The sequence below is a fragment of the Marinobacter alkalisoli genome (assembly GCF_045449795.1).
Classification (GTDB): domain Bacteria; phylum Pseudomonadota; class Gammaproteobacteria; order Pseudomonadales; family Oleiphilaceae; genus Marinobacter.
Window position 1 is genome coordinate 214,951 of sequence record NZ_JBJJLB010000006.1, and the last position, 14,982, is coordinate 229,932.

Sequence of the window (14,982 nt, forward strand, 5' to 3'; positions counted from 1 at the left end):
CGGTCACATCCGGATCACCACATCATCATAGTCAAACCGCACCTTCGCCAGCCCGGCGCTTTTATCGTTGGGGCTCCGATGTCCCAAGGCCACAATCGCTGAGGCTTCAAGGCCCTGCTCTGTTAACCCCAGAACCTGGTCATAGGCCCCGTGATCGAAGCCTGTCATGGGGCAGCTATCGATCTTCAGCACTGCCGCTGCGGTCAGCAATGTCCCCAGCGCGATATAGGCTTGCTGATGCGCCCATTCCCTTTTCTGTGCCGGCGACTTGGAGGCCAGGGCCTGCTTCATGTGCTCGGCATAGCCGGAGACATCGTCGTAGGGAACGTCCCTGACCTCCATCAACTGCTTCACGTAACGATCCACGGTTTGGTCGCCGATGACCGTATCAGCGGCAAATACGATCAGATGGGAGCAGTCCAACACCTTTTGTTGCCCAAACGAAAACGGCAACAGATCCTTCCGCACGGCTTGGGATTCAATCACGATCATTTTGTAGGGCTGTAAACCATAGGAGGAAGCACTTTTCCGTGCCGCATCGACCAGTGTTCCAACAACCTGATTGCTCAGCTTATCGGACGAAAATTCACGGACGGCATAGCGCCAATCCAGAGCTGCATGTATATCCATTAGCCATCTCCTCCGTTTGTTGAAGGGGTACAGAGATCCGTTGGAGTGGCCACTCTATGAAATTGCATAGGTCTGTTAAACGGACAAAATAGAACTACATAATTTCCTTAAAGGAAATAATTGGTGCAACCCTACTCCCAATAGGGTTTGTCACCGAGATGTTGATCGAGATGATCCAGCAACATTCTGACTTTCACCGGCTGTTTGCGCCCTGGCGGGAAAAGCGCGAATACGGTGTACCCGTTCGGTGGAAAATCCTGGAGCAGGGGAACCAGCGACCCACTCTCTATATCCTGCTGCACCAGGAAGCGCGGCAGCAACCCCACTCCGATCCCCCGCAGCAGGCTTTGGCGGATCGCCAGGCTACTGTCGATTCGTAGATTACCGTTCACGGTGACTTCCTCGCCACCCAGCTCCCAGATTCTGGGGCGGTCGTGAAGGGTAAACATCAGGCAGTTATGTCGGGCGAGATCGGCGGGCGACCGGATCTCTGGCGCCCGTTCCAGATACTGCGGCGAGGCACACACGATGTTCCTGGATTTCCTGAGCGGCCTGGCCAGCAGGCTCGAATCCGAGAGCGCACTGCGCACCCGAATCGCAATATCAACGCCCTGCTCTACCAGATCGACCATGCGATCACTGAGCTGCAGATCAATGTCAATGTCCGGGTAGCGGCTCAGGAAGCTGTCGATGGCTTCGGTGATGTGGGTCAGACCAAACGACATGGGCACATTGATCCGGATCGTTCCCCGGGGCTCCGCCTGAATCCCCCTGACCTCCAGCTCGGCATCTTCCAATTCGTCCAGCAGGGCCTGGGTTCGTTTCAGGAAGACCAGGCCGGCATCGGTGAGATTCATCCGGCGCGTGGTCCGGTTGATCAACCGGGTGTCGATGTCCTGCTCCAGGAAGGCAATGTGCTTGCTGACCGTCGCAGCAGTAATGTCCAGATCATCCGCCGCCCTGGTGAAACTGCCCAGTTCCGCGACGCGTCGAAAAATCCTCATGGCAACTAGCTTGTCGGTGGCCACCTCAACTCCTGTATTTTTTCTGATTTGGAATGAGTGTTATTCAGATCTCTCCAATTATCAATCGAATCCATTCCAGCAAACTAATGCTCAGACATTACACACTCACACGCAGGAGCAGATCGATGATGATGGCCTTGAAGCAACACCTGACGTTCCCTCCCCTCACTGTGGTCTGGGGCCTGTTAGTGGCCAATGGCTTTCTCATTGCACTGATGCTGGCCCTGGCGAAAACGGCAACCGCGCAAGGCGTACCGGCCATCACCTATGCCTTCTGGCAAACGCTCATTGCCGGTTCGGTTCTTCTGTTGTGTTCCGCGAAGCCCAGAGCGATGTTCGAAAGACGGCTGACGACCTACTTCCTCATCAGTGGCCTGACCGGAATTGCAATCCCCAACGCCACCGCCTTCTACCTGGTCACCAAGCTGGGTTCCGGCTTCACCGGCATCATGTATGCCCTGCCGCCGATATTCACTTTCCTGATTGCGACAACCATGGGCCTGGAAAAACGCAGCTGGGCGAAGCTCACCGGCCTGTCGGTCGCAGTTCTCGCCTGCGCCTGGATTGTTCTGCAGCGCCATTCAGAGATGCCCCAGGCGAATGTCCTGTGGTTCGCCCTGGGCCTGCTCATCCCGGCCATGCTGTCGATCGGCAATGTCTATCGCTCCGTAGCCTGGCCCGGCGACACAAAACCGATGACACTGGCTGCCGGCACTCTGCTCGCCTCCGCAGCCTCACTTGGCCTGTTCGCTCAGGCAATCGGAACACCGCTGGTCTCGAACGACTTCGGCCATCAGTTCCTGGGGGTCATCATCTTGCAGGGGCTGTTAACTGCTCTAACTTACTTCTGCGCCTTCGAACTCCAGAAACGCTCCAACCCGGTTTTCTACAGCCAGCTCGGCGCCGTGGCGGCCGTGTTCGGATTAATCATCGGCGTGGTGTGGTTCAACGAACAGTACTCATTGAGCATCTGGCTTGGCGCGTTGATAGTGATCGTTGGCCTGAAGATGAGCAATCGCGTGTCGGGCAGATAATGGCAATTTTAAGGAAGAGCCCCCTGGCAGACTCGGTATTCCTAGACAGGTTGCTCCGGCAGACAATCAGACAGGTGCCGCAATTTGTCCGGATTACGCACGACATACACCGCCTGGATTCGACCATTCGCCACATCCAGAGTCATGACCTGGGGCAGCCCATCCTTTTCGATGGTTAACCACCCCGGTCGTCCATTCACGATAACGGGGCTGGCCCAACGCGGGTTTGGCGATGTCGACTTGCGGGCAAGCCCTTCAAAGAACCGGCTGATCTTATCGGCGCCGAAGATCACACGCCGTGCTGCAACCCTCTTACCACCACCATCGGTATGCAGAGTGGCGTTCTCGCTCAGCAACGCTTTCAACGTTGTAACGTCGCCACTTTGGGCTGCGTCAAAAAATCGATCAGTCAGTTGGCCGTGCTCGCCAGGCGTTACCTGATAGCGCGGTCGCGCGGCCTGCACCCTTTTCCGGGCCCGGCTTGCGAGTTGACGACAGCTTGCTTCAGTGCGTTCCAGACTGACGGCGACCTGACCGAAATCCAGCCCGAACACATCGTGCAGCAGGAACGCAGCACGTTCCAATGGCGACAGACGCTCCAGCGCCAGCATCAGGGCGAAGGACACGTCACTGGCCAGGGCTTCAGCGTCCGCCGAAGTATCCGGAGCCTCCAGAAGAGGCTCCGGCAACCAGGGGCCAACATAGATTTCCCGTTGCCGGTGAGCGGCCCGGAGGCGATCAAGGCACAGCCGGCTGGTGACAGTCGTCAGGTAAGCCCGCACGTCAGCGACTGACAGGTGGTCAGCATCGTGCCAGCGCAGGTATGCATCCTGCACGACATCCTCCGCCTCAGTCACCGACCCCAGCATGCGGTACGCGACGCCGGTCAGGTAACGGCGCCAGTGGTCAAACTGGCGGGCCGGCTGTTCCGTCATGGCCTTAGGCTCCTGGCAAAGTTAGTCATGAATCACAGTCGTTCGGATGGACCGCACGAAACCCCACACTGATCCGGTTCCAGACATTAATCGCGCCGATCAGCAGCGTCAGGTCGACGAACTCCTTCTCGGTAAAATGCGCAAGGCCCTGTTCGTAATCCTGGGTCGGGGCTCCGGTGTCTGGCAAGTTGGTCAACGCCTCGGTCCAGGCCAACGCAGCCCGTTCACGTGGCGTATAGAGCCTGGACTCACGCCATGCAGACAACAGGTAGAGCCGTGCTTCGCTCTCACCCGCCGCGCGGGCATCGCTGGTGTGCATGTGCAGGCAATAGGCGCAGCCATTGATCTGGGATGCCCGTGTTTTTACCAGGTGGATCAGGCTGTGCTCCAGCCCACAATCGCGAACGTACGCCTCCAGTCCGGTCATTGCCGCGATGGCGTCCGGGCCGGCCTTATAAGCGTTCAGGCGAATTTCCATTGTCTTACTCCTCTGTGGTGGGTGGAATGATATCCACGGATAGTTTCACAGAGGTAGACGAATCAGCCCCGGCGTTTGTGACATACCGGGGCGTATTTTCTATGACAGGCAAGCGGTGGAGGCTTTAGGCAGGAACCGTACTTTCCGCTGACTCGTCACTTTGCGGTGGGGTCTTTGTCAGCAGAACATCACGAAATGAGAAATAGTAGGCGCCACCAAGTACCGAGCCCCAGACCAGCGAGGTCAATAGCGCCAATACCCCCATAACAATCGTGGAAACGCTGGAAACCCCGATAGCAAACACCGGGACTAGCACCAGATTCATGAACACAACGGCATTCACCGCAAAAAAGAACAACACAAAGAGGTTCTTGAAGCTCGCCCGAAAGCTGTTACCCATCGCTTCCAGCACCCCCTGTCGTGAAACAACCACAAGCGGAATCACATAACAGAAAAGTGCCGCATACACTGCCAGCACGGCAAACCCGCCAACAGCTGTGAAGATCATCATGATCACCGCACCCTGTGGGTTAAATCCACCATTCGTAAAGCCGCCCATACGGGATGAACCAAACATCGAGCCTGAAAACCCGGTGACTTCCATGATCATGTAAACAACAAACCCCAGTACCAGGGTGGCCAGCGCCATCGCGATCATCATCAGAAAGAGTGAAAGAATGGTGTGGCCATTGAACCCTGAAAAAACGTCTAAAAACCGAGGGCGCTTCTCAGCCGCGCCATGAAACACGACCATAATCCCGGCGTTCAGAACAAGACTCACCCAAATGCCGACAACCACAGCCAGCGCAATTGCCACAAAACCACCCCGGGAAACCAGCTCCATAGCACCGAACTGGATCAAGGTCGTTACCACCAGCACGAGAAAGTACGCCGACAGAATCACGGCCCAATTCTCGCGGAGCAAACGGATGGATCCCGAAATCCAGTTAAGGGGCGGGCCAGCCTTTACCTTGCGGGGGGCGGCGGAAGGCGGTTGGGAGGAATAAGATTCAGACTGCGCATTCGACATTGGACGTCCTTGATTTTGCTTTCCATGAATTGTGACCACCCAGGTGGTCGATACGAAACCCGGGACCGTAACAAAACATGCCGCCGGTCAGTGCCCTACATCGCCCTCACCTCTTGTGAGACATTGACCATCCAGTCTCTCTGGCTCAGTACCCGAACATAACTTGCTCAAAGGCCAAACCCGAATAGAGACCGCCCCGCCTTCTCAACAAACGCCAATATTCGCGAAAGCGACAGCGCGACAACCCGAATAGAGCCTCCACAAGGGGATTGCTAGTGTGATCGGTCACCACGACATCTACCGAAAACCTGACGAAATCATACGGAGCATGCTATGACCCAACCCGAGAAACCTGGATGGAGGTGGGGGATATTCACGTTTCGCCTGCCGTTTCTTCACACCCGATTTTACTGGCCGGAGGCATTCCAGGGCTTATTCGTTGCAGCCGCAACCGGCATGGCACTGGTCCCCCTGATGACTGCCTTCTTCGGACTTAGCTTCGAAGAGGCCATCGCCATTTCGATGATCCATATGATGCTTCTGACATCCGCACTGATCGTCTTTGGTGAGCCTTACGCACCCGGCTGGATCACACCCGCCCTGCCCCTGGTTCTGGCATTCGTCCTTGATAGCTACGATGAACCAAGCCAGCGTTGGCAGGCCATGACGGCAATATCACTCAATTTTGCCCTACTCTTGTTCGCTCTTGGCATCAGCGGGTTGGGGAAACGCTTTGTGCTCTGGCTGCCAGATACCCTGAAGGCGGGCATCGTTCTGGGCGCCGCTATTGCAGCCCTGAAGCGGGTCTTTATCGATGACGCAGACCGTTTCCTGCTCCAACAGCCTGTAGCCACTACCCTGGCGTGTGCCGTATGCCTGGTTTTTGCGTTTTCCCTTCCAATGCAACGCCTGAAAGAACGATCCCGCCTCATCGCTCTGATCGGCTCCCTGGGGTTGCTGCCAGGATTCATCATAGCCGCTACCGTAGGGCCGCTGGTTGGTGAAGTGATTTACAACATTGAGTGGGGAGTGATGATCCCGCCGGTTTCGGAGGCCTGGAACAAAGTATCACCGTTCGCAATTGGCTGGCCTTCCCTGGCCATGTTCATTGAAGGTATGCCGCTGGCACTGATTACTTACGTCATTCTCTTCGGCGACCTTGTCACTGGCAATGAAGTCATCAAGGAGGGGTTGCGGGATCGCAATGACGAGCATATCGACATTAATCCGACCAGGTCGCATTTGTCGATTGCGCTTCGGAACGGCATCATGGCACTCTCGGCTCCCTTCTTCCCTACCCAGGGGGCCTTATGGACCGGAGTACATGTCATCATCATGCAGCGTTGGAAGCAGGGGCATCGTTCCATGGGAAGCTTGCACGACGGCCTGATCTCCTACTATCTGATGGGCATACCCCTGCTGTTTATTTTTCTGCCATTGCTAACCGGACTCAAGCCGTTGCTGGGTGTTGCGCTGTCGCTCACTCTGATCCTGACAGGGTTTGCCTGCGCCTACATCGCCATGTCTATTCCCAAAACCAACGCTTCCAGAGGAACCGTACTGCTGGTTGGTACGGCACTGGCATTCTTCGAACCCTGGGTCGGTCTGTTATTCGGTATCGCTGCCACCATGTTACTGGTTGGCTGGGACCGCGATGTCGGAGCATTGCCTCAAGAAAGCTAATCCACTGACTTACTCTGGTCCCATTTTTTTGGCCTCCCGAGCCTTTCGGGACCAGGGTCCCTCCAAAAACCTGAATAGAGTTCTATCCCAGCTTCAGAATGCGCACTACCACGCCTGCCAAGTGCATTCGTTTACCCGAATAGAGAGGAATCAGTTGCTTCCATAGCATTCCTGTAGGGGGTAACCAATGCCCCCGGAACCACAACAACACAACCTTGCAGGTTTACCTGCCCCCAACAATAACAAGGAGTCGAACCATGTTACGCAGTACTGTGACCGCCTGCCTTCTGGCAGCACTCTATTCTTCCCAGGCAAACGCTTTGCAGCCAAGGGACTACCTCCCGCGACCGGATGGCGTATCTGCCATGCAGTTTCTGTACACCAGCACATCAGCCAACTCATTTTATGTGGATGGTGAGAAGGCGGGCGACAACCTGAACCTGGAACAGGATATCGGGGTGTTCCTGCCAGTCCACTATTCCACCTTCATGTCCATGCCCACGATCTTCGAGGCGGTCATTCCTTTTGGCCGTGTAAGCATTGATGGGGCGGATGTTGGCAACAATGCCTTATCCACCTCAGGACTGGCTGACCCCACTTTCCTGGCTGGAATCTGGCCGGTCAGCGACAATGAATCTCAATCCTGGTGGGCAGTAGCCGGCTGGCTGACTGCACCCCTGGGTGATTACGACAACGACCAGCCTCTCAACCTGGGCCGTAACCAGTGGTCGTTCAAAGCGCAGACCGGACTGGCCAAGGGCTTCGGAAAACTCATTGTAGAAGTAATCCCGTCAGTAGAGGTCTTCAGCAACAATACCGATTTTTCCTCCGCAAGCATTACCTTGAAACGCGACCCTCTATACGCGGTAGAAACCCACTTCAGTTATGACCTGACTCCCTCCGTGCTGGTTTCTCTCGATCACTTTTACCTGAAAGGCGGCGAGTCCGAAGCAAGCAACACCATCGTCGAAAATGAGCTTGAGACTCATGCATTGCAGCTGACCACACGTCTCGCAATGGCTGCAAATCAATTCCTGAGCCTTCAGTACAAAAAAGACATCAGTGTGGAGAACGGCTCGAAGACCAACACCTTCAGCGCCCAGTTCACTTTCGGCTTTTAACGTTATCAGCGTGAAATAGAAACAGACATTCAATCGCCTGGAAGTGAGGTCTGGATTCTCATCCGACACAGAGAGTCCAGATTATCCCGGAGCATCTCTACAACGAGGTCAACAATGTTAGGCAGCATGATGGACGTACCGATGAACGTCATACAAATCATCGAAAGAGCGAGCCGCCATCACGGAAGCACAGAAATTGTCAGTGCGCGGTCACACGGTGAGGAAGCGCACCGTTATACCTATGCCGAGGCGTATCAGCGAGTCTGTCAACTTGGCAAGGCTCTTCGAGCACTCGGGCTGGAGCCCGGAGACCGTGTCGGCACTCTGGCCTGGAACAGCCACGCACATCTGGAGGTCTATTACGCCACGGCCGGCCTGGGGCTGGTTTGCCACACACTGAACCCCAGGTTTTCAGCTGTCGACCTGGAATGGATTATCAACCACGCAGAAGACCAGGTGCTGATTGTCGATATCGACTTCCTGCCCTTGGTCAAAGATCTGCTTCCCAAGCTTGAAACAATCAGGCAGGTCATCGTAATGGATAGCCAACTGGCCCCGGCCGCCGACAGAATTCCCGATGCCTTGGACTACGAGGCATTACTGGCCACTGAATCTTCATCCAGTCCGGACTGGGCCACCGTGGATGAACACCAGCCCTGCGGTCTTTGCTACACTTCAGGCACCACGGGCATGCCAAAGGGTGTCACTTACACCCATCGCTCCACTACGCTGCACGCCTACGCCAGCTCACTTCCGGACAGCTTTGCACTGTCGGCACAAGATGCCGTCATGCCGATTGTGCCAATGTTTCATGTCAATGCCTGGGGGCTTCCATACAGCCTCCCGTTGGTCGGTGCCAAGATCGTTTTACCTGGCAGAGCTCTGGATGGTGAAAGCCTGTTTCAACTGATGGAGGCAGAGCAAGTCACCATGGCGGCCGGTGTGCCTACCGTCTGGCTCGGTATCCTTGAACACCTGAACCAGAAGAGCCGAACTTTCTCCTCACTCAAACGCACGGTGATCGGCGGTTCTGCAGCGCCGGAATCGATGATTCGGACGATTGAAAGCACCCACAAAGTCAGTGTCGTACATGCCTGGGGAATGACCGAGATCAGCCCGACCGGTGCAGTGAATACTCCGACCAGAGCCTTGCGGCAGACGGATGAAGAACTCTCCCTCAGCTTGAAAAAGAAACAGGGCAGGGCCATCCCGGGTATCGACATTCGTATCGAAAAGGCAGATGGCACAACTCTGCCCTGGGATGGCAGCTCGCCCGGCCATTTACTGGTTCGCGGCCCTTGGGTCGTGCAGCAATATACTGGTGGCGTCGTTGGCGCCAGATCAGACGGCTGGTTCGACACTGGCGACATTGCCACAGTGGATACTCAGGGATTCATACATATCGTTGATCGAAGTAAAGATGTGATCAAATCGGGCGGAGAATGGATCAGTTCGATTGCCCTGGAAAGCACCGCTTGCGAGCACCCTGGTGTTTTCGAAGCGGCGGTCATTGGCCTGCCCCACCCCAAATGGATGGAAAGGCCGCTACTCATCTGCGTACCGCACCCCAACAGTTCACTTTCACCCCGGGAACTACGCGATTTCCTGGCAGAGCGCCTGCCGAAATGGTGGCTGCCAGACGCCATCGAGCTGGTGGATAGCTTACCCCATGGCGCCACTGGAAAACTGCTTAAAACCGAGCTCCGCCAACAGTTCTCCCACTATTCACTGGCACCAGCTGACAATGAACGCACCGCAGGGGGTGTTTTATGAGTGATATTTTCTCCAACCATTTGCTCACGTCCAGGCACGCCCTGATCCTGGGGCTGCTTCTGGCAGTCCTTGGTAGCATATCGGCTTCGCTGATTCAGTCAGACCTGGGTGATGTGGAGGTAACAGACATCACTATCGCCGCACACAACGGCGAAACCATAAGCGCACTCATGTACCTGCCACCCAATGCCACGGAAAAAACGCCAGCACCGGCGGTCATAAACGTCCACGGTTACGTCAATCAGAAGGAGGTCATGTCCAACTTCAGCATTGAGTTCGCCCGCCGGGGCTATGTGGTGATCGCAATGGACATGTCTGGTCACGGTGGAACCGGCGTTATTGAAAACGACGGTTCCAGAGGTGTGAGCGATGTACTCAAGTACGCTCACACCCTGCCATTCGTAGACTCCAACCATATCGGGCTGGTTGGCCATTCCATGGGAGGATGGTCGTCAGTGACCGCTGCGGTTAATCACCCAGAACTGGTGAGAACGCTTATTGTAGCGGGCTCCGCCCAGGGCGGTCACGAAGTCGAGTTTATGTTAGGCGCACCCACCGTCTCGGATGATGCGAACTTCAATTTCGGGGTGGAATTCGGCAAATACGATGAGTTCGTGGCAATAAACTACTTTGATCAGGAACGCGCCGTTGATTTCGTGGAGAGCCATTGGCTGATGGCCCCTTTCGGAGCCAGCGAACCCGTCATTCTGGACCGAGTCTACGGCGATTTTGCCAGCGGTACCGGTCGCATGGCAACGCAATCGCCGGAGACCCACGCAGGTGTTCACCAATCCTCCGTCGCAATTGCAAACGTTCTGAAGATGATGAACCTGTCGTCCCCCGCTCCCGTGGATCGCGATGAATCAAACCAGATCTGGCCCTACAAGGAGGTGGCAACCTCCATCGCCTACCTGGGGTTGCTGCTCTTCATGTTCGGCCTTGTTGCCCAGCTTTTCAGAACGTCGATGTTCCAGAAGCTGGTGCAGCCAATGCCGACTACCCAGCCGATGCATCCGACGTTGTACCTTGGATTTGCCGGGCTGATCATCGCTGCGGTAGCTTTGCTGATGGTTCCCCTGCAAATGACGGCCATGCACGTGTTCGGCGCCAATAGTCTGTTTCCAATGCTATTCGCCAATACCTCAATCCTATTTTTTGGCACCGTTCAGCTCATATTCCTGGCCCTGTTCGTGGCCTATCGCGTGATCCGACGCTCAGAGTCTTCGAACTTTTGGGTAACTCACGGCCTTTCAACTAACTCCGCAACTACAGAATTTGACTGGCGCTATATCGGCAGGGCCTTCGGTCTGTCATTCCTTGTCGTTGCTGCTGGTTACCTTCTGGTTGCTACGGTATACCAGGCCCTGAATGTCGATATGCGCTGGTGGATGCTGTTGATCCGACCGATGGAGCCCCATCGCTTCCTCTCTGCCCTCATCTACCTGATCCCGTTCACCGCTATTTTCCTGGTTAACGGACTCCTTGCGTTTGGATGGCTTCGGCTGCGGGATTTTGGTGGTGGCATCCAGACCAGTGTTATCTGGAGCAGCGCGTTATTTTTCGTGAATGCTTCCGGTATAGCCATCATCATTGGTATCCAGATGTTCTCGCTGTACACGTACGGTAAGCCCTATTTTGGCGAGGTTGGGTATGACACGTTAATGGTTATTCTCGGCAACGGTTTCATTCCACTACTGGCAGTGACGAGCATTGTATCCACGCTCTGCTTCCGTAAAACCGGAAATATCTACACCGGCGCCTTCCTCAGTGGCATGCTGGCCACCTGGATGATTGCCTGCTACCAACCCTATTGAGCACTAAGCTACGCTCTCAAAAGAAAAGGCCGGGACATAGCTCCCGGCCTTTCTATGACAATCACCCCCTTTCAAACCAACTTAATTATCTTCCCTGTTGAAAATAGGCTTTAGCCAAAACCAGGAGTTCGTCCTTGAGGTTATGGTCAAAGAAGTCCTGATCAAGAACAATGGAGCGATGAACGAGAGACTCCACAACACACTCGATGACATAAAGCATCTGACGTGTTCGTTCCCGTGGCAGACTCTCACCGCTGCTATCAAGAGCGGCTTCCAACAGATTAATGATGGAATGGGACACCCGCTTGTAATGGCGAGGTTTGCTGACACGTCCGATATGTTCCAGCAATACACGTTGCAGCTGTATATGGGATGCATAGGAGTGATGGGTCGCTTCAATAAACACTTCCATGACCCGGTACGCCCCCTGCCCCCTCACGTTAGCGAGATGCTGCGCAATATGACGGAGCATTTGGTCGCAATGGCTTTTCACCAGGCTGGCAACAAGGGAGTCCTTATTGGGAAAGTACTCGTACAGTGAGCCCACGCTCACCCCCGCAAGTTCCGCAATGCGGGTGGTACTGGTTTTCTCGAATCCATCCCGGGCAAACAGGATGGCCGCAGCCTCCAGAATGGAGTCTACCGTCATGATCGCGCGATTCTGCCGCGGAACGCGGCGCGGCCGGGTTTCCTGGCTTATCTGACAGAAGGCCATAGAGGTAACCTCATTTACCAGTGTTGTTGTGTAGTCTCTTCACTGGTGATTCTATGGCCATGCATATATCCAGAGATTGTACATTCTGAGGTTGTCCCGCCGAGAGAAAGAGGTAGGATGAAAAAGGTAGCCTCCCGAACCTTCGTTTCAGGTGGCATCAGACAATGGGACAACAATAAATGCATACCTATTGCAGAAATCTGAAATCGGCCTACATGTACCCGTGGGCGAAACGAACTCTCTTTATTGGCCCACTGCTTTCGCCTGTGACGGTTGCCTATGGAGCGGCAACGCTCATTGTCAGCCTGGGCGACAAATTGCATCTGTCTGATGGCTCTACCCACCATCACGCAATGGCTTTTTTGTTGCCTCCAGGGAAGACATTCTGCATTGATGCGAAGAATAACCCTGTCGCTATTTGTCACCTGGATGTACTGGGCCAGGATTTCGCCGGATTTGTGCGCGAGTATCAACAACTGTCAAAAGAATCCGAGTTTGCACTGCACGAGGAAGACGATTACCGAGATGTTTTCAGCAGCCTTTACAGAACCTCCCCGGATTCCACCGATGCCTATGAGAAGGTGGACAACCTGCTGCGGATAAAACTCGGCCCCCCGCCGGTGAACACATTAACGGATGTACGCATTGCACGGCTGGTTGCTTACGTTAAGGAAAATTTTCAGGAGAATCTTTCCATAGAAAATCTGGCAAATGTCGCGGGTGTTTCCGTGCCCCATCTGGTCGACATATTCAAGGAAACAACGGGAATAACCCTGCGCAGGTTTCGTATGTGGCATCGCATGTATGAATCCGTGCTCTCCGTTGGCCAGGGAGAAAAGCTTACAGACGTCGCCCAACATGCAGGCTTCTTTGATGCCTCTCACTTCACCCGAACCTTCGCTTCTATGTGGGGACTGCCTCCCAGTAAATTGTTCAGTGGTGATATCAGCGCAGGTGTCATACTGCCTTCACGCGACCATTCCGAAGCACCAGCAAACCACCATTGACGACTCGTCTTCGGATCAACCAGGGTCGAGAGGAAGATAAATCGGTCCAGTGTTTCGCGCTTAAAACAAGGAGCGACACATGAGCCATACATTACCCCCAGCCAGACTCGGGTTCCTGTATCCAGGCCATGCGGCGGAAGATGACTATCCTCTGATGGGCGCCATGGTAGAGCCACCTGCCCAGGTCACCCTGATCCACACCGGGTTTCTCGAAGACGCCCACACCGTTGAAGCACTCAGTGAAATGGGCAGTATCGAACGCCTGTCAAAAGGCGCGGAAGCCCTTGCCGGCTCGCAGATTGAGTCGGTTATGTGGACCTCCACCAGTGCCAGTTTCGTGCTCGGCCTGGATGGCATCAGCAAACAGATCGACGCCCTGGAAAAAATGCTCTGTGTACCCGCTTCCACAACAGCAATGGCGTTTGCCCGGGCGGTCAAAGCCATTGGCGCAAAAACGGTGGCCATTGCCGCCACCTATCCGGAAGACGTCGCGCAACGATTCTGCCGGTTCCTCAATCACTTCGATATCAACGTGGTTCACCATGCGAGCCGTGGCATTGTGACCGCAGCCGAAGTTGGTACCCTAGGCAAAGAAGAAGTGGTCAACTTCGCACTGGAGAACACCCGTCAGGACGCTGACGTACTGCTTATTCCTGACACCGCTCTCCACTCTGCCGCCTGGCTGACCGATCTGGAAAACGCTACGGGCAAACCCGTGCTGACTGCGAATCAGGTCAGTTTCTGGGAGGCCCTGCGTTTATGTGGGAAACTGACACCCCAGTCCGGACTGGGCAGACTGTTCGAGGAAGTTCCCACACAATAATGAACAACAAGGCAAAGGTTATGGATTTCGTAAGAACCCCGGATGCACGCTTTGATCGACTGCTCGACTACCCCTTTGACCCACATTATGTGGAGCTAGACGGCCTGCGGATGCACTACGTGGATGAGGGGTCGGACGAAGCCAATCCGATTCTCATGATGCACGGGGAACCTTCCTGGTCCTACCTCTATCGCCACATGATTCCCGTGTGTGCAGCGGCCGGCCATCGGGTGATTGCTCCGGACCTCATCGGCTTCGGCAAGTCCGACAAACCCACGTCCATCGATGACTACAGTTATCAACGGCATATGGAGTGGATGCAGCTGTTCATTGATAAGCTCGAGCTGAACAACATTACACTGGTATGCCAGGACTGGGGCTCCCTGCTCGGCTTGCGACTTGCGGCAGAAAACCCTGACCGCTTCCGCGCCATTGTGGTCGGCAACGGGATGCTGCCCACCGGTGACCAGAAAGCACCAGCGGCGTTTAAGATCTGGAAAAACTTCGCGCTACACAGCCCATGGTTCCCGGTTGGCCGGATCATCAATGCGGGCTCGTTCCGAAAACTGGGCCCGGATGAACTGCGAGCCTACGATGCGCCCTTTCCGAGCAAGAAATACAAAGCAGGAACGCGGGCCTTTCCGCGCCTGGTGCCGATGCATCCGAACGACCCGGCCAGTGAAGCCAATCGTAAAGCGTGGAGCGTCCTGGAGCGCTGGGAGAAACCCTTCCTGACCACCTTCAGCAACGGCGACCCGATTACCCGCGGTGGCGACGCGTACATGCAAAAGCGGATTCCAGGCGCACAAGATCAGCCCCACGTCACCCTCAAAGGCGGTCACTTCCTGCAGGAAGATTCACCGGTGCCCTTTGCCCGGGCGATCAACAATCTGCTTGCTACGTTAGCCTGAAAT

Annotated in this window: 14 protein-coding genes; 8 read left to right on the plus strand and 6 right to left on the minus strand. The window is 55.2% G+C overall.

Annotated elements, in window-relative coordinates; translation table 11 throughout:
- Positions 1–3 precede the first annotated feature (3 nt).
- Positions 4–630 (minus strand): NAD(P)H-dependent oxidoreductase, encoded by a 627-nt coding sequence (locus ACJO3M_RS02750; protein WP_406999497.1) that lies wholly within the window; start codon positions 628–630, stop codon positions 4–6.
- 131 nt (positions 631–761) lie between these two features.
- Positions 762–1,658: a LysR family transcriptional regulator gene (locus tag ACJO3M_RS02755; protein WP_406999499.1), complete on the minus strand. Its 897-nt coding sequence runs from the start codon at positions 1,656–1,658 to the stop codon at positions 762–764.
- A gap of 122 nt (positions 1,659–1,780) precedes the next feature.
- Between ACJO3M_RS02755 and ACJO3M_RS02760 the strand changes: the two genes are divergently transcribed.
- Entirely contained in the window at positions 1,781–2,689 is a 909-nt protein-coding gene (locus ACJO3M_RS02760; RefSeq protein WP_406999501.1) for a DMT family transporter, read from the plus strand.
- A gap of 41 nt (positions 2,690–2,730) precedes the next feature.
- Here the strand turns inward: ACJO3M_RS02760 and ACJO3M_RS02765 are convergent, their stop codons facing one another.
- From ACJO3M_RS02765 to ACJO3M_RS02775, 3 genes are all read right to left on the minus strand, one after another.
- Positions 2,731–3,624 carry a sigma-70 family RNA polymerase sigma factor gene (locus ACJO3M_RS02765; RefSeq protein WP_406999503.1) on the minus strand — a complete coding sequence of 298 codons (894 nt, stop codon included), beginning with the start codon at positions 3,622–3,624 and terminating at the stop codon, positions 2,731–2,733.
- Positions 3,625–3,649: 25 nt separating this feature from the next.
- A complete protein-coding gene (locus tag ACJO3M_RS02770; RefSeq protein ID WP_406999504.1) occupies positions 3,650–4,102 on the minus strand; it encodes a carboxymuconolactone decarboxylase family protein in 453 nt (150 codons plus the stop codon).
- 124 nt (positions 4,103–4,226) lie between these two features.
- Positions 4,227–5,132 carry a hypothetical protein gene (locus ACJO3M_RS02775; protein WP_406999506.1) on the minus strand — a complete coding sequence of 302 codons (906 nt, stop codon included), beginning with the start codon at positions 5,130–5,132 and terminating at the stop codon, positions 4,227–4,229.
- A gap of 333 nt (positions 5,133–5,465) precedes the next feature.
- Between ACJO3M_RS02775 and ACJO3M_RS02780 the strand changes: the two genes are divergently transcribed.
- The 4 genes from ACJO3M_RS02780 (at position 5,466) to ACJO3M_RS02795 (ending at position 11,523) form a co-directional block, all read left to right on the plus strand.
- Positions 5,466–6,815 (plus strand): hypothetical protein, encoded by a 1,350-nt coding sequence (locus ACJO3M_RS02780; RefSeq protein WP_406999508.1) that lies wholly within the window; start codon positions 5,466–5,468, stop codon positions 6,813–6,815.
- Between the two features lie 257 nt (positions 6,816–7,072).
- A complete protein-coding gene (locus ACJO3M_RS02785; protein WP_406999510.1) occupies positions 7,073–7,936 on the plus strand; it encodes a transporter in 864 nt (287 codons plus the stop codon).
- Between the two features lie 60 nt (positions 7,937–7,996).
- Positions 7,997–9,709 (plus strand): long-chain fatty acid--CoA ligase, encoded by a 1,713-nt coding sequence (locus ACJO3M_RS02790; RefSeq protein WP_406999706.1) that lies wholly within the window; start codon positions 7,997–7,999, stop codon positions 9,707–9,709.
- Positions 9,706–11,523 carry an alpha/beta hydrolase family protein gene (locus ACJO3M_RS02795; RefSeq protein ID WP_406999511.1) on the plus strand — a complete coding sequence of 606 codons (1,818 nt, stop codon included), beginning with the start codon at positions 9,706–9,708 and terminating at the stop codon, positions 11,521–11,523. The genes ACJO3M_RS02790 and ACJO3M_RS02795 overlap by 4 nt, the downstream gene beginning before the upstream one ends.
- 85 nt (positions 11,524–11,608) lie before the next feature.
- On the opposite strand, the gene ACJO3M_RS02800 is transcribed toward ACJO3M_RS02795, so the two are convergent.
- Positions 11,609–12,172, minus strand: a complete 564-nt coding sequence (locus tag ACJO3M_RS02800) for a TetR/AcrR family transcriptional regulator (protein WP_406999513.1) — start codon at positions 12,170–12,172, stop codon at positions 11,609–11,611.
- 245 nt (positions 12,173–12,417) lie between these two features.
- On the opposite strand from ACJO3M_RS02800, the gene ACJO3M_RS02805 reads away from it, so the two are divergent.
- The 3 genes from ACJO3M_RS02805 to ACJO3M_RS02815 all read left to right on the plus strand — a co-directional run bounded on the left by ACJO3M_RS02805 (position 12,418) and on the right by ACJO3M_RS02815 (position 14,979).
- Complete coding sequence (locus ACJO3M_RS02805) at positions 12,418–13,245, plus strand: helix-turn-helix transcriptional regulator (RefSeq protein WP_406999515.1); 828 nt, start codon at positions 12,418–12,420, stop codon at positions 13,243–13,245.
- 79 nt (positions 13,246–13,324) lie between these two features.
- On the plus strand, positions 13,325–14,068 hold the full coding sequence (locus ACJO3M_RS02810) for a maleate cis-trans isomerase family protein (protein WP_406999517.1): 744 nt from the start codon (positions 13,325–13,327) through the stop codon (positions 14,066–14,068).
- A gap of 20 nt (positions 14,069–14,088) precedes the next feature.
- Positions 14,089–14,979, plus strand: coding sequence for a haloalkane dehalogenase (locus tag ACJO3M_RS02815; protein WP_406999708.1), 891 nt, complete (start codon positions 14,089–14,091; stop codon positions 14,977–14,979).
- Positions 14,980–14,982 lie beyond the last annotated feature (3 nt).